Raw genomic sequence first — 24,177 nt, 5'->3', positions numbered from 1 at the left:
ATGATGGACGAAAAATATTTAACACCGAAACAGATTGTTGAGGAGCTTGATAAATACATTATAGGACAGAAGGAAGCTAAACGTAATGTAGCGATTGCGCTGCGTAACCGCTGGAGAAGAATGAACACGAAAGCGGATATACAGGGGGAAATTGTTCCGAATAATATACTCATGATCGGTGCTACCGGTGTTGGTAAAACCGAGATTGCGCGCAGACTTGCCAAACTTGCTGATGCTCCTTTTGTAAAAGTAGAGGCTTCCAAATTTACTGAAGTAGGCTATGTAGGCCGCGATGTGGAGAGCATGGTGCGCGACCTGGTGGAGCAATCGGTAAATATGGTGAAGGCTCGCAAGAAGGAAGAAGTAAAAGAGAAAGCAGCACAGGCAGTAGAAGATGCTATACTGGATGCCTTGATACCACCGCTGCGTCAGCAGCAACCGCGTTCAACGGGATTCTCTTCACAAACGGAAAATACCAATGATATACCTACGAGCGATGTAGAGTTGAACGAACGTACACGCAATCACTTCCGCGATAAGATACGCAATGGCGAACTTGAAGAACGCAAGATCGAGATCAACATTAAAGGAGGAAGCGGATCAAATGTAGGCATGATCGGTGCCGGCATGATGGACGAAGTATCCATGATGAACCTGCAAGAAATGCTGAATGGTATGATGCCGAAAAAAAGCAAGAAGCGTAAAGTTACCGTAGCAGAAGCCCGCAGAATTTTACTCGATGAAGAAGCTGCCAAGCTCATCGATATGGATGAAGTAAAGGAAGAAGCGATTCATCGTGCAGAGAATGCCGGTATCATTTTTATAGATGAGATCGACAAGATTGCTTCCGGTTCCAAGAAAGGTGGCAGTGGTCCCGATGTAAGTCGCGAAGGTGTACAGCGCGATCTGCTTCCTATAGTCGAAGGAAGTACCGTGAACACAAAGCATGGTGTTATAAAAACTGATCACGTATTGTTCATTGCTGCCGGAGCCTTTCATATTTCAAAACCATCGGATCTTATACCCGAATTGCAGGGACGTTTCCCGATTCGTGTTGAATTGAATAACCTGACGAAAGAAGACTTCATCCAGATATTGAAGGAGCCTAAGAACGCACTTACCAAACAATATCAGGCGTTGTTCGAAGCTGAAAGTGTTGAGATAAGTTTTGCTGATGATGCTATTGACGAAATTGCCAGTACAGCGTTTACCATCAATGCCGAAGTGGAAAATATAGGGGCGCGCAGGTTGCATACGGTGATGAGCAGATTGTTGAATGAATTTTTGTTTGATGTACCGGATAAGATTGGTCCGAATGCGCGACTGCTGATTACAGCAGATATGGTGCGCGAGCGAATGGCGGGCCTTGTAAAAAATAAAGACCTGAGCGAATACATTCTCTAAATGAAATATACAAGGCTTGCGATTTTTATACTCGGTATAGTAACGACTATAACTATACCGGCTATTGGTCAGGATGATGTTTCAGTCGGAGCCTTTCCGGAACCCGGATATGATTCCGTGCGGTCCAAGTATATAAAAACATTCCCCAATCATTTCTTTCTATGGCCAGTGTTGAAGCAACGCAGGCTGGGTTTTGAAATGCAGCGCGAAAAAGACAGCAAGACTTCTGTATCGTATCGTTCCAACAAACCCTATAGTTTGGGGCTCGGTATGTACTTGTTTGAGTTAGCGATAGAAGTAGCTTTTGCATTGCCACAAGACGAAGCCAACAGACGCATCTACGGTGAATCGGATGCCAGCGATCTGCAGTTAAATATTATCGGGCGCAAGTGGGGCATTGATGCCTATGTTCAAAATTACGATGGCTTTTATGTTGATGATCCTTCGGTAAAGATACCGGCCAACCAGCCGTACCCGCATCGAAGAGATATAGAAACAACAAACAATGGTGTAAGTGTAAATTATACTTTCGATAACAAGCGCTTTTCGTTCAGGTCAACCTATAATTTTATAGATCAGCAATTGCGCAGTGCCGGTTCGTTCTTGTTGTTTGGTTCATTAAGCAGCTTTAAAGCAGCAGGAGACTCTGCCATACTTGGGGACTCGTATGTTAATAAGTTCGGTTCGGCATCGTCTATAAAATCTTTTAAAGTTACTACCCTCGGTATAGCGCCCGGGTATACCTATAGTCTTATCTATAAAGGATTCTTCCTCAACGGAACGTTAGCCCTGGGGCCGGCACACAACTGGCTCTCATCCATGCGTGAAGATGGCGTTGAAAAGAATGACATCAAGTTCAATGCGTATGCCGCTGCCCGTATCGGGCTCGGTTATAATGGCGATCGTATCTTCGGAGGCTTCAGCTTCATCGCCCAGGGGCGCTCTGCCAAGTTTGACGAAGTTCAATTGTTAAGCTCCAACACCACGTTCAAGATGCTGATCGGTTATCGCTTTGGCGAAGTCGGTATTCTGAAAAAACGAATCTGGGATGTGCCCAAAGCGCTCATCAACTAGAGCGCCATCAGCTTTGTTACAAACTATAGATATAGTATAAAACTTACTCGGGCTGATTTTTAGGATAATCGAAGAACACCATCTTGCCCTTTCCCCACGTTACGTCTTTCCACGCATCAACATCGATCTGAAAAGCAACCACACCACAGGTAGGTATATTGTCGATGTCCAGCTCCACATTTTGAAACGAGTTAACAAACTCCGTCAGGCCCGGGTTGTGGCCAAAGAGCATCACCACATTGTATTTGTCCTTCAACCCCTGCAACGTAGAAAGGATAGTGTCTTCGCTGGCATGGTACAACGATTTTTCAGTTTTAATTTTCTCTTTCGGGTAGTTCAGAACCTTGGCAATTCGTTTGGCGGTTGAGTATGCGCGTTTCGCAGGGCTGCTAATGAGCCTGTCAGGGTGAATATCTTTCTCTTTCAGGCGTTTGCCCATGCGCGGAGCATCGTTCTTGCCACGATCGTTCAGCGGTCTGTCAAAATCATCCTGCAACGGATTGGCCCAACTTGATTTGGCATGGCGAATTATATACAAGGTTTTCATACAAGTAAAGATTGATGCTTTTAGCGAAGTTTTACAAATCAGCTTATTAACGCTTATCTTCGCGCCACATGCATGGTGCAAAGAAAATACGCAGAAAGATACGGTATACGCTCGTTTACCGGTTTGTACAATTCCTGATTTTTATTTCGCGTCTTATGCCTCGCGTGGCATGGCTCAAGTTCTGTGGCTTCCTGGGGAAAGTGGCCTATGTATTTGCTTCTCAAACCCGTAAGCTCACACAGCGACATTTGACGCTCGCATTTAAAAAAGAAAAAAGTGCAGCCGAGATAAAAAAGTTATCGCGACAAACATTCGAATACCTCGGTAAAAATGCGGGCGATATTCTGCGTGCTTCCGGCACTGTACACACGCTGGCCGACCTGGAAGAATTTCTGGTTGTGCATGGTTATGAAAATTATGAGGTCGCGCAGCAAAAAGGTAAAGGTGTGATTTTCCTCACGGCTCACCTTGGGGCTTTCGATTTGCAAGTAACAACCATGGCCTTGCGTGGTTTGAATCCTAACATCATCGGTACTCCGTTGAAAGATGAGCGCCTTAATGATTTGTTGTGGGACTATCGGAATAAACACGGAGCTATAGCCATCGAGCGCGGCCGCGAAACATTTCGAATGATCAAGATCTTGAAATCCGGTGGATCCGTTGCTTTGCTCATCGATCAGGATACAAAAGTGAAAAGCCGTTTTGTAAATTTCTTTGGTATGCCTGCTGCCACACCTGTAGGTGCCACCGTGCTGGCGATGAAGACTGGTGCTACTGTGGTACCTACCTATATATACTTAGGCAGCGACTGGAAACAGCACATGCATATACTGCCTGAAATAGCCATCAATGTTACAGGCGATGATGAATCGGATATGGTATATAATACGCAAATCCTGACAAGCTTTATTGAACAGCAGATACGCAAACACCCGGAGCAATGGGTGTGGATGCACGAACGCTGGAAGACAAAGCCAGGCGAAGAGATAGCATGATCAAATTCCCTATAGTTAAATTATTTTCGCTCGTACAGCACAAAGTCAAAAGCATACTTATGCTTTTCATCTGCGGGATGATGCTCGCGCGATACTTCTTTCCACTGCTCTTTGCTGAATTCCGGGAAGTATACATCGCCATCTATTACGGCTTGTATCTCGGTGAGGTAAAGCAAATCGGCTGAGGGTAAAGCCGAACGGTATATTTCAGCACCACCGATAATAAAAACTTCCTGCTCACCATTTTTACGGGCAAGCGCAATGCCTTCATCAATCGAGTTGAATACAATACATCCGGGCGCATCAAAATTTTTCTGACGCGTTACTACAATGTTGGTGCGTTTGGGGAGTGGTTTGAATTTGGCCGGAATTGAATCGTAATTCTTTCGGCCCATAATGCAGTAATGTCCTTGTGTTGTGGTCATGAAAAATTTCATGTCATCGGGCAGGTGCCAGGGCAGATCATTGTTTTTTCCGATGACCCTGTTTTGCGCGTGTGCAGCAATGAGTGATATTTTCATAAGCAGTGAACAGTCAATTATAGTTTGTTTCCACGGAAGAAATCCTGGATACTCATTCTTCGTTTTCCTTCCGGCTGAAGTTCGTCAATCGAAATCCATCCATCGGAGGTTCTGATGTAAAGATAATTTTTATTATCAGTGTCCGGTAGGCCTACCGTAGTTTCACCACTCTTCTTATCAGCAATAGATATTTTAAAAATCTTGAACGTCTTCTCGTTAATAATTCCCCACGCAGCCGGATAGGGACTAAGACCTCTCACAAAATTTCGTATCTGTTCACTGGTTTTGTTCCAATCGATCTGGCAAGTCTCCTTGAAAATTTTAGGAGCGTGTTTGATTTCAATATCAGTAGGTTGAGGCAGTGAAGGATAGTTACCGGCTTCAATGCTTCGCACAGTTTTCAGTACCAGTTGTCCTCCTTTATTCATCAATCTTTCATACAGTGTTCCAACTGTATCATCGCTATATATAGTTTCCTTCTCCTGGTAAATGATGCTGCCGGTATCAATTTCATGCTTCAGAAAAAATGTAGTGATGCCGGTTTCTTTCTCACCGTTAATCACAGCCCAGTTAATAGGCGCAGCACCGCGATACTGCGGCAGGAGTGAAGCATGAAGATTAAATGTACCCAACGATGGCATGGCCCATACAGCTTCGGGTAACATTCTGAAAGCAACAACAATCTGCAGGTTGGCATTGTAACTTTTCAGCTCCTGCAAAAACTCTGGCGATTTCAGATTTGTTGGTTGTAGTACAGGTACGTTGTATTGCAGGGCACATTCTTTTACAGGAGAATAAACGATCTTTTGTCCACGACCTTGTGGTTTGTCGGGTGCGGTAACAACCGCTACAACATTGATTTTATTCTCTAGGAGAATTTGAAGGCTGGGCACCGCAAATTCAGGTGTACCCATAAAAATGATTCGAAGTGCGTTCATAGTATGAACGCAAATATATTGAATCTCTGTTCAGTTCTTTCGTGGCTGAGCAATTCGTACCACACTCGTTAAGTTCACCTAACCCCTTGATTTATAGCGTCAACGAAAGGCTGCAAACGATTGGCCTTAAAGTTGCAATACACGGTATATATAAACACTTAGAGTTATGAAACGTTTATTAGTTGCGGTTTCTTTGTTAACAATACTTGCATCGTGCCAGGTAAATATTGTTGAGCCACGATACGATGAGCGCGATAAAGTAGTAGGGTATTATAGCATGGAAGAGTTTAGTGAAACCTTCAACGACTATACATACTATACCCTGATGATTACGAAGTATGGTGCGAACGGAAATGTACTATATCTCGATAACTTTTACGGAGCCGATATACAGATTCATGCATATTTGTCGGGTGATAAAATAACGATACCATTCCAGGTAGTTGATGACTACGAGATTGAAGGTGTAGGTACCCTGCACGGTATGGACATCAGTTTGAATTATACTGTTCGCGATGTTTACAATAACACACGTACCAACTTTTGTGAAACGTGGGGCGATCGTAAAGAATAAGAGTGGCGAAAGATAAAACCGAAAGGTTAGTCCTCTCTGAACAATTTCTTGTCAGCGTAGAATGTTCCGAATGGAACGAGCGAAGCTACAAAAGCAAGGAATGAGCGTGTAAGGGTCCAGTTGTAAGTAAATTTGGTCTGGACTAACAACACAATATAGGCAATAAAAAGTATTCCGTGTGCCATACCTACAATGCGCACGGGTTCGGGGTTAGACGCCATGTATTTCAGAGGCATGGCGATTCCCAGCAACACCAGAAAAGATATTCCCTCCAGGAAAGCGACTATACGAAGACGACCTAATACCGTTGTGATCAATTGTTGCATAATGTGTTTCTCTATGATTCCGCCAAAGGTATTTCGTTTTTGTCTGAAATACTTATCTTCCCAAAATTTTACGACCTAAACACATGAGTGAAACTAAGTTTAAGCCTGTGCTCGGTTTATGGGATGCTACCATGATCGTTGCCGGCTCTATGATAGGCTCGGGTATCTTTATCGTTGGTGCCGACATACTACGAAATGTAGGCGGCTCCGGTTGGCTGATAGCCGTATGGTTGATCACAGGGTTCATGACCATTACAGCAGCCGTGAGTTATGGCGAGCTAAGCGGCATGTTTCCGAAAGCCGGTGGCCAATATGTATACCTGAAAGAAGCTTACAATCCGCTGATAGCATTTCTCTATGGCTGGAGTTTCTTTGCTGTAATACAAACCGGTACCATTGCCGCTGTGGGTGTAGCCTTTTCGAAATTTACAGCGTACCTCATTCCGGCCGTGAGCGAAGACCTGGTACTGATCAATCTTGGCGTTATGACGATTTCTCCCGCACAGATACTATCCATTGTCATCATCGTGCTGCTTACCTATATAAATACACGAGGCGTAGAAGGAGGGAAGGTAATTCAAACAACATTTACAGTTGCCAAACTGCTTAGCTTGTTCGGCCTTATCGTTTTTGGTTTGATTATGATGAAGGGCGATGTATGGACTGCTAACTGGACGAACGCTTGGGATTTGCATAAACTGAATGCGGATGGAAGTATAGAAACCTATATGACCATTGCCGCTGTAGGTGCTATAGCCGCTGCGATGGTAGGCTCAATCTTCAGTAGCGATGCCTGGAACAACGTAACGTTCATTGCCGGTGAGATCAAGAACCCACAACGTAACATCGGATTGAGTTTATTTTTAGGAACGCTGATCGTTACCATTATCTATGTTACAGCGAACATCATGTATACGGCTGTACTTCCTTTACACGAGATTGCCTACGCTGAGAAAGATCGTGTTGCTGTAGCGGCATCGCATGTTATCTTCGGAGATATAGGTACAATCATTATCGCGTTGATGATCATGGTATCAACGTTCGGTTGTAACAACGGACTTATTCTTTCCGGTGCCCGGGTATACTATACCATGGCGAAAGATGGTTTATTCTTCCGTCAGGCGGGCGAGCTTAATAAATTTGCTGTGCCGCAACAATCGCTGTGGGTGCAATGTATACTGGCAAGTCTGTGGTGTTTGAGTGGTAAATATGGCGACTTGCTGGATATGGTTTCATTTGTAGTGGTGTTGTTCTATATGCTTACCATCATCGGTATATTTATACTTCGCCGGAAAAGACCGGATGCGCCACGACCTTACAAAGCATTCGGGTATCCTGTACTTCCGTTGATATATATAATGATGGGTATAACATTTTGTTCCCTGTTGATAATCTACAAGCCTAAATTTACCTGGCCAGGATTGATCATAACCCTGATTGGTATACCTATATATTACTTTGCTGTACAGCAAAAGAAAAAATAACACAGCATAAAAAAAGAGTCTTGTTCTATGCAAGACTCTTTTTTTATAGTCACAACTGCGATTCCAAAACAGCCAGGCCTTCAGCAAACGAACGTGGCTCATAGCTCAGATCCGTTCGCGCTTTCTCAATGATAAAGCCTGTTCTGGGAGGACGCTTCGCGGGTTGCGTGAATTTGGTTGAATCGGTAGCGTTGATCAGCGATTTGTCAAGCTTGAAATAATCGGCTGTAGCAACTGCTATATCGTAAGGGGTAAGGAAGTCTTTGCCAGATATATTGTAGATGCCCGTTGCTTTCTTCTTGGCTGCGAGGTAACACCCTTGTGCTAAATCTTCTGCCAGCGTTGGTGTTCTCCACTGGTCGTTTACAACCTGTATAGATTTACCTTGCTCCAGGCTATTCTTTACCCATAATACTATATTGGAGCGACTCATATCACGTGTAATGCCGAACACTAACACGGTGCGTAATATAGACCAGCCTGTTTTGCTTTTCTTTACAACTTCTTCAGCAGCCAGTTTGCTTTCGCCATAGTAATTTACCGGATTCGGTTTTTCATTTTCATCCAGCGGGCCGCGGGTGCCGTCAAAAATAAAATCAGTTGATACGTGCACCATGTGTACGTTGTGTTGTGCACAGGCTTTCATCAGGTTTTCAACGGAAGTTACGTTGGCTTTCCAGCACGCGTCACGGTCTGTTTCACATTGGTCTACCTGTGTCATGGCAGCCGTGTTGATAACAACATCCGGTTTGGTGCGCGCAAATACTTCATCAACAGCATTGCCATCGGTAATGTCAAGACTGTGAAATTCTCCTTTGGTAATTGGTAGTACGGATTTGCCTCTTGCTGTAGCAATGAGTGTTACGGATGGATCTTTCTCCAGTAGTTCTGTAAGCTTTTGCCCCAATAAACCATTGGAGCCGGTGACGAGGATCTTCATATATAGATAGTATAGAAAGTGAGCTTGGGTACTGTTACTTTTTAGACGTTACCTTCGGTGGATATTGATATCCGTATAGTTTGGTAATTTTCTTCTTCGACATTTCTTCAACCGTTACAATCATGCGCACATCTTCAGCCGGTCTGTCGAATTGACCTTTCGGTTGTGTTGCAATCTTATCGATTACGTCCAACCCTTTAATTATTTTGCCAAACACAGTATATTCTCCATCGAGTTGAGGAGCACCACCGAGAGTAGTATATGCTTTGAGTTTTTCAGGAGAAACTTCTTTTTCAGTTTTGATACCGGTTTGCTTTTCAACGCGCGGTTTCAGTTTTGTGATGAAGTCTTGCACACCTTTCATGTCACCGTTCTGATATAGTTTGGCGATGGTGTCATAGGCAGGTTGGTTGGCAGGATTCTGAAAGAACTGCTGCATAGCCTGGTTGAATTTAGCCGGGTCTGTTTTTATATCTTCTTCTGTAACTTTTGAGCCGTGCACGATATAAAACTGACTGCCACTGGAAGCCTTCGTTGGATTTTGTGCGTTGCCCAGCCGTGCAGCAGAGAGTGCTCCCTTTTCGTGGAAGTATTTTGAATTGATTTCTGCATCTACAGTATATCCCGGACCACCGCGACCAAGCATCTGCTCTTTACCGGCTTTCTTCGAATCCGGATCTCCGCCCTGAATCATAAACCCTTCGATCACCCGGTGGAAAAGTAAGCTGTCAAAGTAATGTTCTTTGGCCAGCTTGATGAAATTCTGTTTATGTTTGGGTGTCTCATCATAAAGAATAGCCACCATGTCACCGTATTGAGTCTTGATGGTAACAACAAAATCTTTTTCCTGCGCGCAGCCGGAAAATACAACGAGACACAACAGCAGGAGGGGAAGCGATTTGCGCATATATAGTCTATAATTCGTTCAGTATATATAGTTTACAGTTGTTGTCTGATCTCTTTCAGGATTTGTTCGCCACCGATATTCAATACTTCGTTGGCTACCATCTCACCGAGTTCTTTTACGTTTTCAAAAGAAGAAGAGCGTTTTACTTTGATCACGCGTTGCCCGTCTAATGAAATGATGCCGGCCTTCAGCGAAATAGAGTCTCCTTCTATATGAGCGTACCCAAAAGCTGGAATGCTGCAACCACCGTGCAATGTCTTTAAGAAAGATCGTTCTGCATGAAGGCATACTTCCGTAGCCGGATGATTAACCCAGTTCGCTATAATTTCTTTTTTCTTGAAGTCTAGTTTTTTATGACACTCGATCGCGATCGTTCCTTGTCCAACGGCCGGAACAAAATAACTGGTTTCAATTTTATCAACGATCATGTTATCATAACCCATGCGATGTACACCGGCATACGCGAGTAACAACGCATCACATTCGCCCGCTTTCATTTTGGAAATGCGTGTTTGTAAATTACCGCGAATGGAGACTGCTTCGGCATTCGGGTAGAAGTGTTTGAGGAAAGCAACTCTGCGTGTAGAAGAGGTACCGATCTTTAGTTTGTCGGATGTAATGTTAACCTGCCTGTCGCTGATCACCACATCATTCACCAGCTCCCGTTCTGTGAACGCAACGAGTTCAAGTTCTTCCGGTATATCAGACGAAAGATCTTTGGCACTGTGCACCGCTATATCGATCGAGCCGTCCAGTAACTTTGCTTCGATCTCTTCTGTGAACACACCTTTGCTGCCGATCTTGGCGATAGACACATCCAGTATCTTATCACCGCGTGTTTCAATCGGAACAATTTCGGTAGTATACCCTGAAGGTTTTATCAGACTGGCCACATATTCAGCTTGCCAGAGTGCAAGCTTGCTGCCGCGGGTGCCGATGCGTATTGTTTTTGTATAAGGCATGGTTGTGTTCGTATGTTAAAATATATACTTCAACACGTTGCGCATGTTGAAGAGAGAGTATATCAATTCGGATTCAATGTCTTGGACAACTTCAGCGACAGATCGAGGAAGATCATTTTTGCGCTGCCGTTACGCTCCAGGTGATAGCCCGCATCGTTTAGCAGTTTGAATGATTTCTCAACCTTATCGAGCGTTAATACTTTGCTGAAGTCCTGCACAAATTTCAATTCATCGCCACGCGTGCGATTCATATCAGCCGCTCCGGAAATATTCAACAACGATTCACGCATCATATTTATACTATAGCTGATCAGGCTCCGCTGATTGAGTTTGTCCAGTGAATGGTATTCATCAGCCATCGTTACGAGGGTGCCATAATTTTTACGGAAGCAGGCACGCATCCACTCGATAAAGCGTTGCGTGTTGTTATCTTCTTCACTATCGATAAGTTTGATGCCGAGGTTAAGTCTGCCTTCGGCAAGCTGTGCTAATTTTTCAGCTTTGCGTTCTTCTACTCCGTGTTTCTCCTGGAGATAAGATTGCACTTCGTTGTCGTGCAGTAGGGGTACCGTTACAATCTGCGTACGCGAAATGATCGTAGGCAATAATTTATCAGCAGCGTTTGTAACCAGTATAAAAAAAGTTTGTGGAGGTGGTTCTTCCAATATCTTCAGTATACCATTGGCAGCGGCCGAGTGCATGAGCTCGGGTTGCCAGATGATCATGATCTTGTGCGGACTTTCAAATGGCTTTAGTGAAAGTGTCTTGATGATCTCGCGACTTTCCTCGCGTGATATCAACGCAAGCTTATCCTCACCGCCATAATAATTTGTCCAGTCATCGAGTGAGCCATGCGGCTGTTCCAGTAAGAACGCTCGCCAGCTCTTCAGTATCTCCGCTTTAAAACGATCTTCATCTTTATCGTTCTTTACGTTGCTCAACGGAAATACAAAGTGTGTATCCGGGTGAATGAACTTTGCATTTTTGGAACAGGCCGGGCAGGTTCCGCAGGCATCCTCACCCTTGTTCTGGCAATGGAGGTATGTGGCATACGCCAAAGCAAGCGGCAGGTTCAACGCTCCTTCTGCGCCAACAAAGAGTTGTGCGTGCGCAGTGTGATTTGCTTTAACAGCATCAATAAGGAGTTCCTTAACGTCAGATAATCCTGGAATATCGGCAAACTTCATGTTATTTCTTTTCCCATCCGCGACTTCGCGCAGAGGTCTCAAAGATATGGGAGAGAATCTCTTTATCCACATCCGAAAAGATAACATTTCTTCGGCCCGTCACGCGCCCTGCAGTTTCGAGTGCTTTTGGTAATTGATAGGTATCAAAACCGGAAGCACCACCCCATGCGAAAGAAGGTACGTAGTTGGGAGGAAAGCCGTGGCCGAAAACATTCGCAGCTACATCTACAACGGTGCCGGTGTTGAACATCGTGTTGATGCTGCATTTGCTATGGTCGCCCATCATCAAACCACAAAATTGTAAACCGGTATTCTCAAAACTTTCAGAGTTGTGGCTCCACAGTTTTACAGTGTCGTAATTGTTTTTGAGATTCGATGTGTTGGTGTCTGCACCGAGGTTACACCACTCACCAAGCACCGAGCATCCCAGGAAACCATCGTGTGCTTTATTGCTGTAACCGAAAATTACCGAAGTGCTTACTTCGCCACCTACTTTTGAAAAGGGCCCGACAGTAACATCACCCCGTATCTTCGCACCCATATTAACATGCGCGCCTTCGCACAAGGCGACTGAGCCACGAATGATCGCGCCTTCCTGAACAATACTGTTTTTGCCGAGATAGATCGGTCCGGATTCTGCATTTAGTATAGCTGCGCGGATATATACTCCTTCTTCTACAAAGATGTCATTTTCAGAACCGTATACTACCGTGTGCTTATCCATGATACCGGCAGATTGTCTTCCTGCGGTGATCAGTTTGAAATCAACTTTTAACTGCGCAGCATTCTCCCGGAAGATCTTCCAGGTTTTGTCGATCACAGTTATAGCTTGGCTATACTCGATCGTGTTGGAAGCACTCATTTCACTCACCGGTTGAGACGCAGCTATGAGCAGCGAATCTTTGGTGAGGAAGTAATGTGGAGGTAAAGCTTTTATAGTATCAACCAAGACCTGATCAGGACAAACCGCTCCATTGATCAACAGATTTTCAGGAGAGGAGTGTACCGGGAATTTCTTCTGAAGGTATTCTTCGGTTTTGAAAGATGCTTTGGTGTTCAACCATCTTTCCCACTTTTCGCGAATGGTAAGAATTCCGACACGGATGTCGGCTACAGGGCGGGTATATGTAAAAGGAAAAAGTGACGTGCGTACAACCGGGTCGTCAAACAAAATAAGATTCATTCCTCAAAAATAGAATTCGGATGGCACGCTAAAAATGTGCGTTTCGCTGTGCGCGGACACAGGTTCGAGAATATTCTAAATATTTTTTCTAAATACTGCTAACAACAAAAAAGCCCTTGTTTTGCAAGGGCCTTTTCTCTCTCCATTTAAAAGAAGAAGTTATTATGCTTTCTTCTGATACTTGTTTTTGAATTTCTCCACACGTCCGGCTGTATCCACGAACAGCTTTTTACCAGTGAAGAAAGGATGCGAAGCAGAGCTTACTTCGACTTTAATTACAGGGTATTCTTTACCATCTTCCCACTTAATGGTCTCTTTTGGAGACTGAGTAGAACGGGTAATGAATTTATGATCGCTGGATGTATCCCAGAAAACCACGTCTTTGTACTCTGGATGAATGCCTTTTTTCATATCAATTTCTTGCGTTATTCCTCTAAAAGGACTGCAAAGATAAGCACAACAGCTTTATATACAAATGTATGCTGGTAAAATTCAAAAATCGTGCTTTCCTCTTTCAAATCAGCGTTTTTCGGGCTTTGTGAAGTGCAAAATTCTGTGATTTTAAGCCGTTGCAATTGAGCAGATATGGATATAATCATGCTCAGGCGGCACGGCTATCAGTTCATAGCGTTATCTTGCACAACTTTTTTTAATAGCTTATGCGATTAACTTTACTGATACTGCTGTCTTTTATTGCTGTGAGTGTAGCACAGGCACAAAGTCCGTATGCTCCGCTCAATGAAGATTACTATCATTGGATTGATCGATACGAGGTAAAGACAGGGAAGATACTCCCGCACTTTTTTACTTCTGTAAAACCGTATAAGCGTTCAGCGATTATTGCGTTTGTCGACTCTGTTAACGCACTGGAAGGTTTTCAATCACGCGCAGATAAATTCAATTATGACTACCTCCGTAACGATAGCTGGGAATGGTCGCGTGCGGAAACTGCTGATAGTAAAAGAGCTTTCCTGAAAACTTTTTACAAGAAGAAGTCAGACTTCTTTCATGTAGATGTTCCGGAATTTGATTTACACGTAAACCCCGTTCTATACCTCGGTATTGGTAACGATTCACGAAGAGACGATCGACTCTTCATTAACACGCGCGGTGTAGAAGTGCGCGGTATGGTTGATCGCAAGGTTGGCTTCTATACATACCTTACCGATAACCAAATGATATTGCCTTCGTATGTGTGGGACCAGATGTCGTTGAACCCGGTTATACCGCATGAAGGTTTCTGGAAGGAATTCAAAGACGGTAAAGGTGTAGACTTTCTGCAGGCACGTGGCTATATCACCGTAGATGCAACCAAGAGTATAAATCTGCAGGCTGGTTACGATCGTTTCTTTATAGGCAACGGCATGCGTTCGCTTATATACTCCGACTATGCGCCACCGGCCTCATTCTTTAAAGCGAACATAAAAGTATGGAAGCTTAACTATGTATACTCCATCAGCGAGATGACGGCCGATGTAGACGCAAGCCTGGGAGGCAACCGCTCGATGCAAAAAGGTTATCCTGATAAGTTTGTTACGTTCCATCACCTGAGTCTTAACATTGGTAAGAAGTTAAATATAGGTGTATTCGAGTCGGTGATCTTTAGTCCCGATGATACAACGGGCGCGGGTAAATTTGAGTGGGCATATCTTAATCCCATCATTTTCTTCCGCGCTATAGAACAGCAGAATGGCAGCAGCGATAACGTATTGCTGGGTCTTGACTTTAAATGGAATGCTTTACGTAAACTTTCTTTCTACGGACAATTCGTAATGGATGAGTTTGTACTGAACGAAATAAAAGCAGGAGATGGCTGGTGGGCTAACAAGTTTGCTATACAACTCGGTGGTAAATATATAGATGCATTTGGCGTGCCGAACCTGGATTTACAAGGAGAAATAAATCTGGCGCGACCCTATACATACTCGCACAATACACAATACTCAAACTATACCAGTTACCAGCAGCCGCTGGCACACCCGCTGGGAGCAAACTTCAACGAGGCTATTGGTATGATCCGGTATCAGCCACTTCCGCGTCTTAACCTGACTGCTAAATTATTTGTTACGCGTATTGGTCGTGATTCAACCGACTACAATTGGGGAGCATCCACAGCACAAAACCCGAAGTATGATTGGGGAAGCGATCTGCTGAAACCCAACACAGAGCGTGAATCAACTTACGGTAATAAGATCGGACAAGGCTTCAAGAACGATATAGTATACGGAAGCTTTACAGCTTCATGGCACCTCAAGCACAACCTGTTTATAGATGTTAATGTCGTGGTACGGAAGAGCGAGAGTGTACTCAATTTCTATAACAATAATACATCGATCACTTCCCTGGCCCTACGCTGGAATATAGCCCAGCGCCTGTACGAATTTTAAAAACAATATTTGAAGTGTTAAAAGCGTCAATACGATGATGGCTGGTATGCTTCGCGTTTATATTACAACCAGAAAATGAAAATATTCTTTCGCATTCTTAGATACGCACCGGGTATACGTTCGCAGCTTGCTAAATTTTTGCTGTATGCAGTATTGGCTTCGGGCTTTAGTGCGGTTTACCTTGGGCTTCTTCAGCCTATGCTGGATATACTATTCATTCAGAAACTGAATGATACTGTAACGAAACTCCCCGAGTTTTCACTTTCGGTAGAGTATGGAAAAGATGTTCTGATGTATTATTTCTCGGATACACTCAAGGCGCAAGGTCTGCAAACAACCTTAATGTATGTGTGTATTTTTATAGTCGGATTCGTTTTTCTATCAAACCTCTTCCGGTATATGGAGCGGATGGTGGCATCGCGCGTAAAGGCCGATGTAGTGAGGAATATACGTATACATATTTTTGAGAAAGTATCGTTGTTGCATATCGGGTTCTTTAACGATCAACGCAAAGGTGATCTGATCTCCCGCTTTACAAATGATGTGGGGGAGATGGAGAACACGGTAGTGAATGCATTCAAGGCTATCAAGGAGCCTATTACCCTTATTATATATATAGGTGTTCTTTTTAAAATATCGGCAGAGCTTACACTTTTTACGCTTATTGTTCTTCCCCTCATGGGCGGAGTTATATCCATTATCATTAAGCGTCTGAAGAAAAGAGCTGTGCAAAGCCAGGAGACGATGGGGCGTATCGTCAATATACTCGATGAGTCATTTAGCGGCATGCGTGTTATCAACGCATTCAATGCCCGTAATTTTATATTGAAGAAGATCGAGAAGGAAACTACATTTCACCGTAAGGTAAATCTTTCCATTTCGAGAAAGAACGAACTTGCATCTCCGCTTTCCGAATTTCTGGGAGTGGTAGTAGTAGCATTTATACTTTATTATGGCGGACAATGGGTATTATCGGGTACAGGTGAACTGAAGCCTTCCGCATTCATACTCTTTCTTACGTTTTATGCATCGATGATTCAGCCTGCCAAGAACTTCTCTAACGGCATTACATCGCTTCAAAAAGGTATAGCTTCTGCGCAGCGTATATTTGCAACTATCGATACAGAGTCTGCTATTCGAAATAAACCAGATGCTATACACCTTCAGGAATTTAAAACACAGATTGAGTTTAGGAATGTAAGTTTTGCGTACGAGACTGAACCTGTGCTTTCCAATCTCAACCTAACCATCGAAAAAGGAAAGACGATTGCCTTGGTTGGACCTTCCGGTGGAGGTAAATCTACACTGGCCGATCTCATTCCCCGGTTTTACGATCCTACACTTGGGGAAGTGTTGCTGGATGGTATTTCGCTGAAAGATTATGAGATCGACTCACTGCGCAAACAGATGGGTGTAGTTACCCAGGAATCTATACTCTTTAATGATACCATCTTCAATAACATTGCCTTTGGTATGGAGAATGTAAAAGAAGAAGATGTGATTCATGCAGCGCGAGTGGCGAATGCTCATGATTTTATTATGCAGCAGGAAAACGGCTACCAGACATTTATAGGTGAACGTGGTTCCAAACTTTCGGGCGGACAGCGCCAGCGTTTGAGTATTGCACGTGCGGTACTGAAGAATCCCCCTATACTTATCCTGGATGAAGCGACATCCGCACTCGATTCAGAATCGGAACGCTTGGTACAGGATGCCCTCAACAACCTGATGAAGAACCGTACCTCCATTGTTATTGCGCACCGGTTAAGTACTATTCAGCATGCTGATGAGATTCTCGTGATTCAGAAAGGACATATAGCTGAACGCGGTAGTCATGCGGAACTGATACAACGCAATGGCCTGTACCGAAAGCTGAAAGATATACAGCGGGTATAAATCAGAAACTGCGAATGTGCTGCCTATAGCGAATATCAATTAACGAATTACTGGAATTTCAGATTTTTCATTTACCTTTAGTAAGATTACCGTATTACATACGGTACGATTTAACGGGACTCACATGAGTAAGAACAGAATTATCTTCTACATTGTATTTGCAGCCTTTCATTTAGGAGCTTTCATCTTCACGGTTGCTTTGGATAATGATACCAACCTTCTTTTTAGTATGGTGAGCTGGGTCCCAACGTTTAAATGGATTACACTTTTTGGATTAACTCTTTTATTAGCAGACGTTATTTGGTCATGGATTATCAATCGCGATTCGAAGAAAGAAAAAGAAGCCCTCACACACGAACTCAACATGCTCAAAGCAAAACTCTTCGACCTCCAGGAAGAAGCACGCAAAACTCCGCAGACTCCCTCTCAACATTAATCATACTTAACTTCACCCGCCATGGTTGCTAAGACTTTTGGCGGAGCCGTACATGGTGTGGATGCACGCACCATTATGATTGAAGTAAGTGTAGGACAAGGTACTCGTTTTTTCATGAGTGGTTTGCCCGATAATGCTGTCAAGGAAAGTCAGCATCGGGTGGAATCAGCATTGAAAGCCGCGAGCTTTTTTATGCCGCGTAATAAAACCGTTGTCAACCTGGCTCCGGCCGATATCCGTAAGGAAGGTTCTGCATACGACTTGCCCATTGCGTTGTGTGTTTTAAAAGCATCCGGTCAGATCACTACCGATCGTCTTGGAGAGTATATAATTATGGGAGAGGTTGCACTCGATGGTAAACTTCGTCCTATAAAAGGGGTACTGCCCATTGCCATTCAGGCACGCAAAGAAAAATTCAAAGGTTTTATACTTCCTGCCGATAATGCCCGCGAAGCAGCGATCGTAAATGACCTGGATATACTTCCGGTAAATACGATTCGCGAAGCGGTAGATTTGCTCGAAGGAAAAATTTTCATCGAGCCGGTGCGTATCGATACGCGCGAAATGTTTGCAACCAAGTTGAATCACTACGATACAGACTTTAAAGATGTACAGGGCCAGGAGAACATCAAGCGTGCATTGGAGATCGCTGCTGCCGGTGGACACAATGTAATTATGATTGGTCCGCCCGGTGCCGGTAAAACCATGTTGGCAAAACGTTTACCCACTATACTTCCGCCTCTTACATTAAACGAAGCACTTGAGACAACGAAGATACATTCGGTTGCCGGCAAACTCGGGCGCGATGCTGCACTGATGACAACACGCCCGTTTCGAAGTCCGCATCATACTATATCCGATGTAGCCCTTGTTGGTGGAGGAGGAAATCCCCAACCGGGAGAGATCTCACTTTCCAACAACGGTGTTTTATTTTTGGATGAACTACCTGAGTTCAAGCGAACGGTATTGGAAGTAATGCGCCAGCCGATGGAAGAGCGGAGAGTAACTATATCCCGGGCAAAAGTATCGATCGATTACCCCGCTAACTTTATGTTGGTGGCGAGTATGAATCCTTGTCCGTGCGGATACTTCAATCACCCGGAGAAAGAGTGTGTATGCGGTCCGGGTATAGTACATCGTTACCTGAGCAAAATCAGCGGACCACTGCTGGATCGCATTGATCTGCACGTAGAAGTTGTGCCGGTAAGTTTTGATGAGATGACTGCCAACCGGAAAACTGAAAACAGTGAGCAGATACGAGAACGTGTAGTGCGGGCAAGAGCTATACAAGCCAATCGTTTCAAGGAACAGCAGAGTATATATTGTAATGCCATGATGCCCTCCAACATGGTAAAGGAAGTATGTGCCGTAGGTGATGCGGGTAAAGCGTTATTGAAAACTGCTATGGAACGGTTAGGACTTTCCGCCCGCGCGTATGATCGTATACTGAAAGTATCGCGCACGGTGGCTGACCTCGCGGCTTCAGAAGATATTACAGTAGAACATCTGGCAGAAGCTATTCAATACCGCAGCCTCGACCGCGATGGTTGGGCGGGATAATGGTATCGTATTTTGCGATACCATGAATATACATAGCAGAAACACTTATTAAGTGCTATAATTAAGTTGTTGTATAAAGATTATAAAGTAGAGATACCATTGGGTACCTCAAGTTGGGTAAAGAATAAATATTGTGTATTCTGATAAAAGTAAATGCAGCTGTTTTCGATCAGGTGCTGATCGAAAAAAATAGCAATCATCCGTGGTCAGAAAGTTATGTTCGACAGAGACCTGGCGAGCTATACGGTGTAAAACCGATATGACTGCGCGAACAGGTAAAGCGGAACATCAGCCGGCTTCCTGAAAATTTCATGTTTCAATCGTTACGCTTTTACCGAACAAGGTGTACTCATGTTTTCGAACTTTCTGAAAAGTGAGCGGGCACTGGTAATGAGCGTACGCATCATCGAAATATTTGTAAAGCTTCGCGAGGTGCTGCTGAGCAACAAAGATATTCTTCTGAAAGTTGAGCGCCTGGAACGAAAAGTGGTGACGAACGATGTAGACATAAAACTCATGTTCGAATACATCAAAGAACTGCTCGACCCGAAAAATAAAACCGATGCGAGAAATTGATTTCAGACAATCAAAATGTAGATCAAGTATAAAGTTGAATGCCGTATTTTAGCAGGCGTGAAGCGTATTATTCTCTGGTATAGTCTTGCCCTTTTTGCGCTGGTATTCCTGCTGAAGTTTATGGAGTACAGGTATATCATTCGCGATTTGTCGCTGGAGTTTTACCTGACGGTAGTGGCTGCACTTTTTACAACGGTAGGTATATGGCTCGGATTAAAGCTCACCCGTAAAAAAGTTGTTACGGTTCATGTGCCGGTAGCTTCACCTGTATTTGAGTTTAATGAACAGGCCATGTTGCAAACAGGCATCAGTAAGCGCGAACTGGAGGTGTTGACACTCATGGCGCAGGGACTAACGAACCAGGAGATTGCAGATAAGTTGTTCGTGTCGCTCAATACCGTTAAGACCCACTCCTCAAATTTATTTTTAAAGCTCGAAGTAAAGCGAAGAACACAGGCTATTGAACGCGCCAAACAATTGCGGCTCATACCGTGAAGCGTGATGAAAAAGTTCATGCTTTCGGGTGAAAACATCGTTTGGAAGCGAAATCATCCTTTCGGGTGAGTGGATTTTAGCAGTCTGATCTTTGATTTGAAGGAAAATAAAACACGTATGAAAAGAATAATTATCATCAATGGACTGATCGCAGGGGCGATCGTTTCCCTCATGTTTGCCATCTCATATCCATTAACACACAACGGAACGCTGAGTAACGAAAGTTCGATGGTGGTCGGGTATATATCGATGGTCATTGCGCTGTCGCTGGTATTTGTCGGTATTAAATCATACCGCGATCAGCACCAGAAAGGTGTTATCACATTCGCGAAAGGTTTTGTTGTGGGGATACTGATCACACTCATTGCTTCGGTGATGTATGCCGGCACGTGGGAGATATACTACAACACGGTTGCTTCGGATTTTATGGAAAAGTATACCACCAGCTACCTCGATGAAATGAAAAAAGAAGGCGCAAGCGATGCCGAGATCGCCCAACAGCGCACGGAGATGGAGGAGTTTGGTGAAATGTATAAGAATCCGGTGATCCGCTTCGGTGTAACGCTTAGCGAGATTTTACCTGTAGGCATCATCATAACATTAATCAGCTCGGCATTGCTTCGCAGAAAAGAATTCCTGCCATCGGCACCTGCCAATGGATAATGCTGGCTATACCAGAATAGATGGTTCGCCATATATATAGTTGAAGCTCGGGCTGCCATGTTTATGTGAAGGGACTTAGTTGATCAAACCGAAATTTTTGATTTTCTTTCCCTTTACAATTTTGGAAATGACTTACGAAGAAAGACTAGAGAACGCGAAGATCGATTATCCATTCGATAAGTGGCATGAAGCTTACAACAATGGACTCGATCAATATACCGATGAGAATTGTGAGCGCGCCATTATTATCATGGATAATCTCATCGATAAATTAATTAGCCTGGAGGAAACTGCTCCGGAAAATGAAAAAGTCGAATTGTTCAGGGAAGCCGTGGAGATGTTGAATGCGTTGAATCGCGAAAACGATGAGTCCCTCATCGAAACGGAAGAGCGGGAAGATCTTTGTTTGTTATTTGACAATATCGCGTCTGCTGCGGGACTCGAACCGAAAAAATATGGCGGAGGAGACGGGATTGCATCTGAGTGGCGAGACTGGTAAATCCGAACCACAAAGAGGCTGTCATAGATATGCAACTTTTCCATGCTCAAGATCATCCAGTAAATATCCGCTAATCACTTTCAGCTATGCTTAAAAATCTGTTCGTCATTGCCATGCGTAATATCCGGAAGGATAAAACGTACAGTGCCATCAATATTCTCGGTCTTACCATCGGGATAACCTGCAGTATGTTTTTGCTGCTCTATATTCTGGATGAATTAAGCTACGATCGCTATCATACCAACGCTCCCAATATATACCGTGTTGTCTCAAATATTAAAGAACCGGATAACGCCTTTACCTGGGCTATCGCACAGATACCACTTACTGAAGAATTACAAGATAATTACCCGGAAGTAAAAAATGCAGTACGTTTCTTTGGTATAGGCCGTAGCCTGTACAAGAATGGTGATAAACAATTTTATGAAGGTGATTTTTTTCTCGCTGATTCCACCACGTTTGATATGTTCAGTTACAAGATCATCGATGGTGACGCGAATACAGCACTGGATGAACCGTTCTCCATTGTACTTACCAGGAAAATAGCGATAAAATATTTCGGTACGGCTGATGCTGTCGGACAAACGCTTCAAAACCAGCAGAACGAAACGTTCAAGGTTACTGCGGTAATGGAAGATGTTCCGCTGAACTCGCATTTTATTTTCGATGCACTCATCTCACGCAGTACACAACCTAAATATCAGGGAAACTGGGGCAGCTTCGGGGTATATACCTATATACAATTACCGGAAGGATATAGCCTTGATAATATGTATGCCAGCCTGGATAAAGTTATCAAAGAGAAAGTAGACCCTATTTTCGCGCAGTTCGGCATCACCATCAAATATGAACTGCAGCGCATAACCGATATACACCTTCACTCCAAAATACAAGACGAAGCTGAGGCCGGGGGTGATATATCCTATATCTATATATTTGGAGCAGTGGCCGCGTTCATGCTCATTATTGCATGCATTAACTATATGAACCTGGCCACTGCGCGATCTGCGAACCGGGCGAAGGAAGTTGGTATTCGTAAAGTGATGGGCTCGCAACGCGCACAGTTGATCGCCCAGTTTATCACGGAGTCTGTAGTGATTGCGCTTATTGCATTGGTGGCAAGTCTTGTATTGATATATGCCTTGCTGCCTTCGTTCAATGACCTCTCCAATAAACAACTTCCGTTTTCTTATGTATTGCAAACACCGGTCATACTGAGTTTGCTGGGTGTCATCGTATTTGTGGGTATAGTAGGTGGTAGCTACCCGGCTTTTTACCTGTCGGGGTTTAATCCGGTAAGCGTGTTAAAGGGCAAGCTTTCAGTTAAAGGTGGTAATGCGTTCTTCCGTAAGTCGCTGGTGGTGGCGCAATTCTCAATTTCTATTTTCATGCTCATCAGTACGTTGATAGTATATGATCAGCTGCAGTATATGCGTAACAAAGACCTGGGCTTTACGAAAGAACGCGTAGTGCGTATAGGATTGTCCAGTGAGGATCAGGTAAGGAAGTCTGATGTGTTGGCAGAACGCATGCGCCAGACGAAAGGTGTTGCATCTGCCGGTACAGCAAACTCGTCACCGGGACAGGGCATCAGTAAAAATTTGCTGAAGGTAGAAGACAATGACGGTAAATTATCCGAGCGTGGTATAGATCTGTATAATGCCGATTATGATTTTGTGAAAACTATGGGCATGACCATTGTGCAAGGCCGTGATTTTTCGCGCGATATACCTTCTGATACACTGTATGCTGTACTGGTAAATGAAGCCATGGTAAAGCGCATGGCTTGGAAAGAACCGTTGGGCAAGAGGTTTATCTTTAATGGCCCAAACAATACTGAGATAGAGCGAAAAGTAGTAGGTATTGTTAAAGACTATAATCAGAATTCACTATACGATGTTATTGAACCGTTGATGATCATCATGAACAGTTATAATAACTATGTATTTGTAAAGACAGAAGGAGATGTGCGCGAATCAATCGCAGGAATTGAAAGTACTTGGAAGACTATATATCCTGATCTTCCGTTTGAATATGAGTTCCTCGACCAGGACTTCAACTCGCAGTATAAATCCGATGAGAAGAGAAGTCAGATCTTCACAGCTTTCTCCGGACTTACCATCGCTATAGCATGTTTGGGTTTACTGGGCCTAGCAGCCTTTACCACACAGCAGCGCTATAAGGAAATAGGCGTACGCAAAGTGATCGGTGCGAGTATAAACAGCCTGGTAATATTGGTCTCTAAAGAATTCTTCTTACTGGTTGGTATAGGTATGCTCATCGCGTTTCCGGTAGCATGGTACTTTACCAACAGCTGGCTTCAGAAATTTGCTTATCGCATCGAGCTCACAGGAGAATGGTTAACGTTTATAGTGTCAGCTCTGCTTGCGTTTACTATTACGCTTATAACTGTAGGATACCACGTACTGCGAGCAGCATCAACAAACCCGGTGAAGGCACTTCGGGACGAATGAGAAAAATAGCCGCGAGCTTTGAGCTACGGCTGTGGGAGGAAAGAGCTACACGCTGCTACCTGCGAGAAAGGCTCTGGTTACAGGAAGTTTAGGGTAAACGAACTCGTGTCACACCTCGTGGCTATAAATAGAAACCTCCTGCAACTTAC

Annotated in this window: 24 protein-coding genes; 14 read left to right on the top strand and 10 right to left on the bottom strand. The window is 43.9% G+C overall.

What is annotated here, in order from left to right:
• Together hslU and ACFQ21_RS07070 are read left to right on the top strand one after the other, a co-directional pair.
• On the top strand, positions 1-1,404 hold the full coding sequence (gene hslU / locus ACFQ21_RS07075; RefSeq protein ID WP_377576827.1) for an ATP-dependent protease ATPase subunit HslU: 1,404 nt from the start codon (positions 1-3) through the stop codon (positions 1,402-1,404).
• A complete protein-coding gene (locus tag ACFQ21_RS07070) occupies positions 1,405-2,478 on the top strand; it encodes a DUF4421 family protein (RefSeq protein ID WP_377576824.1) in 1,074 nt (357 codons plus the stop codon).
• 43 nt (positions 2,479-2,521) lie between these two features.
• Here the strand turns inward: ACFQ21_RS07070 and ACFQ21_RS07065 are convergent, their stop codons facing one another.
• The gene (locus ACFQ21_RS07065; RefSeq protein WP_377576821.1) at positions 2,522-3,025 is read right to left on the bottom strand and encodes a SixA phosphatase family protein; all 504 of its coding nucleotides are present in this window, start codon (positions 3,023-3,025) and stop codon (positions 2,522-2,524) included.
• A gap of 68 nt (positions 3,026-3,093) precedes the next feature.
• Between ACFQ21_RS07065 and ACFQ21_RS07060 the strand changes: the two genes are divergently transcribed.
• Positions 3,094-4,020, top strand: coding sequence for a lysophospholipid acyltransferase family protein (locus ACFQ21_RS07060; RefSeq protein ID WP_377576819.1), 927 nt, complete (start codon positions 3,094-3,096; stop codon positions 4,018-4,020).
• A gap of 20 nt (positions 4,021-4,040) precedes the next feature.
• On the opposite strand, the gene ACFQ21_RS07055 is transcribed toward ACFQ21_RS07060, so the two are convergent.
• Together ACFQ21_RS07055 and fmt are read right to left on the bottom strand one after the other, a co-directional pair.
• Complete coding sequence (locus tag ACFQ21_RS07055) at positions 4,041-4,541, bottom strand: dihydrofolate reductase (protein ID WP_377576817.1); 501 nt, start codon at positions 4,539-4,541, stop codon at positions 4,041-4,043.
• A gap of 17 nt (positions 4,542-4,558) precedes the next feature.
• Complete coding sequence (gene fmt, locus ACFQ21_RS07050) at positions 4,559-5,479, bottom strand: methionyl-tRNA formyltransferase (RefSeq protein WP_377576814.1); 921 nt, start codon at positions 5,477-5,479, stop codon at positions 4,559-4,561.
• Between the two features lie 166 nt (positions 5,480-5,645).
• Here fmt and ACFQ21_RS07045 point away from each other — a divergent pair, with 166 nt between their 5' ends.
• Positions 5,646-6,053, top strand: coding sequence for a hypothetical protein (locus ACFQ21_RS07045; RefSeq protein ID WP_377576811.1), 408 nt, complete (start codon positions 5,646-5,648; stop codon positions 6,051-6,053).
• A gap of 26 nt (positions 6,054-6,079) precedes the next feature.
• On the opposite strand, the gene ACFQ21_RS07040 is transcribed toward ACFQ21_RS07045, so the two are convergent.
• Entirely contained in the window at positions 6,080-6,379 is a 300-nt protein-coding gene (locus tag ACFQ21_RS07040) for a DUF3817 domain-containing protein (protein WP_377576808.1), read from the bottom strand.
• Between the two features lie 83 nt (positions 6,380-6,462).
• Here ACFQ21_RS07040 and ACFQ21_RS07035 point away from each other — a divergent pair, with 83 nt between their 5' ends.
• Positions 6,463-7,863, top strand: a complete 1,401-nt coding sequence (locus ACFQ21_RS07035) for an APC family permease (protein WP_377576805.1) — start codon at positions 6,463-6,465, stop codon at positions 7,861-7,863.
• A 49-nt stretch (positions 7,864-7,912) separates the two neighbouring features.
• Here the strand turns inward: ACFQ21_RS07035 and ACFQ21_RS07030 are convergent, their stop codons facing one another.
• From ACFQ21_RS07030 to ACFQ21_RS07005, 6 genes are all read right to left on the bottom strand, one after another.
• Positions 7,913-8,803, bottom strand: coding sequence for an SDR family oxidoreductase (locus tag ACFQ21_RS07030; protein ID WP_377576802.1), 891 nt, complete (start codon positions 8,801-8,803; stop codon positions 7,913-7,915).
• A 34-nt stretch (positions 8,804-8,837) separates the two neighbouring features.
• Entirely contained in the window at positions 8,838-9,710 is an 873-nt protein-coding gene (locus ACFQ21_RS07025) for a peptidylprolyl isomerase (RefSeq protein WP_377576799.1), read from the bottom strand.
• A gap of 32 nt (positions 9,711-9,742) precedes the next feature.
• Complete coding sequence (gene hemC, locus ACFQ21_RS07020; protein ID WP_377576796.1) at positions 9,743-10,672, bottom strand: hydroxymethylbilane synthase; 930 nt, start codon at positions 10,670-10,672, stop codon at positions 9,743-9,745.
• A gap of 62 nt (positions 10,673-10,734) precedes the next feature.
• Positions 10,735-11,859, bottom strand: a complete 1,125-nt coding sequence (locus tag ACFQ21_RS07015; protein WP_377576793.1) for a DNA polymerase III subunit — start codon at positions 11,857-11,859, stop codon at positions 10,735-10,737.
• A gap of 1 nt (position 11,860) precedes the next feature.
• Complete coding sequence (locus ACFQ21_RS07010; RefSeq protein WP_377576790.1) at positions 11,861-13,042, bottom strand: GlmU family protein; 1,182 nt, start codon at positions 13,040-13,042, stop codon at positions 11,861-11,863.
• A gap of 162 nt (positions 13,043-13,204) precedes the next feature.
• Entirely contained in the window at positions 13,205-13,453 is a 249-nt protein-coding gene (locus ACFQ21_RS07005; RefSeq protein WP_254168550.1) for a type B 50S ribosomal protein L31, read from the bottom strand.
• 248 nt (positions 13,454-13,701) lie between these two features.
• Here ACFQ21_RS07005 and ACFQ21_RS07000 point away from each other — a divergent pair, with 248 nt between their 5' ends.
• The 9 genes from ACFQ21_RS07000 to ACFQ21_RS06960 all read left to right on the top strand — a co-directional run bounded on the left by ACFQ21_RS07000 (position 13,702) and on the right by ACFQ21_RS06960 (position 24,028).
• Entirely contained in the window at positions 13,702-15,429 is a 1,728-nt protein-coding gene (locus ACFQ21_RS07000; RefSeq protein ID WP_377576785.1) for a hypothetical protein, read from the top strand.
• 75 nt (positions 15,430-15,504) lie between these two features.
• Complete coding sequence (locus ACFQ21_RS06995; RefSeq protein WP_377576782.1) at positions 15,505-17,325, top strand: ABC transporter ATP-binding protein; 1,821 nt, start codon at positions 15,505-15,507, stop codon at positions 17,323-17,325.
• 124 nt (positions 17,326-17,449) lie between these two features.
• Entirely contained in the window at positions 17,450-17,761 is a 312-nt protein-coding gene (locus ACFQ21_RS06990; protein WP_377576778.1) for a hypothetical protein, read from the top strand.
• A gap of 21 nt (positions 17,762-17,782) precedes the next feature.
• Positions 17,783-19,321, top strand: coding sequence for a YifB family Mg chelatase-like AAA ATPase (locus ACFQ21_RS06985; protein WP_377576775.1), 1,539 nt, complete (start codon positions 17,783-17,785; stop codon positions 19,319-19,321).
• Between the two features lie 351 nt (positions 19,322-19,672).
• A complete protein-coding gene (locus tag ACFQ21_RS06980; protein WP_377576771.1) occupies positions 19,673-19,897 on the top strand; it encodes a hypothetical protein in 225 nt (74 codons plus the stop codon).
• A gap of 57 nt (positions 19,898-19,954) precedes the next feature.
• The gene (locus ACFQ21_RS06975) at positions 19,955-20,392 is read left to right on the top strand and encodes a response regulator transcription factor (protein ID WP_377576768.1); all 438 of its coding nucleotides are present in this window, start codon (positions 19,955-19,957) and stop codon (positions 20,390-20,392) included.
• A 117-nt stretch (positions 20,393-20,509) separates the two neighbouring features.
• Positions 20,510-21,055 (top strand): DUF4199 domain-containing protein, encoded by a 546-nt coding sequence (locus tag ACFQ21_RS06970; protein ID WP_377576765.1) that lies wholly within the window; start codon positions 20,510-20,512, stop codon positions 21,053-21,055.
• Between the two features lie 127 nt (positions 21,056-21,182).
• Positions 21,183-21,554 (top strand): hypothetical protein, encoded by a 372-nt coding sequence (locus ACFQ21_RS06965; protein ID WP_377576762.1) that lies wholly within the window; start codon positions 21,183-21,185, stop codon positions 21,552-21,554.
• A gap of 86 nt (positions 21,555-21,640) precedes the next feature.
• Positions 21,641-24,028 carry an ABC transporter permease gene (locus ACFQ21_RS06960; protein WP_377576760.1) on the top strand — a complete coding sequence of 796 codons (2,388 nt, stop codon included), beginning with the start codon at positions 21,641-21,643 and terminating at the stop codon, positions 24,026-24,028.
• Positions 24,029-24,177: the final 149 nt, after the last annotated feature.

The organism is Ohtaekwangia kribbensis, from assembly GCF_042676245.1.
In the GTDB taxonomy this organism is placed as follows: domain Bacteria; phylum Bacteroidota; class Bacteroidia; order Cytophagales; family Cyclobacteriaceae; genus Ohtaekwangia; species Ohtaekwangia kribbensis.
This window is presented reverse-complemented; position numbering and strand designations above follow the sequence as displayed.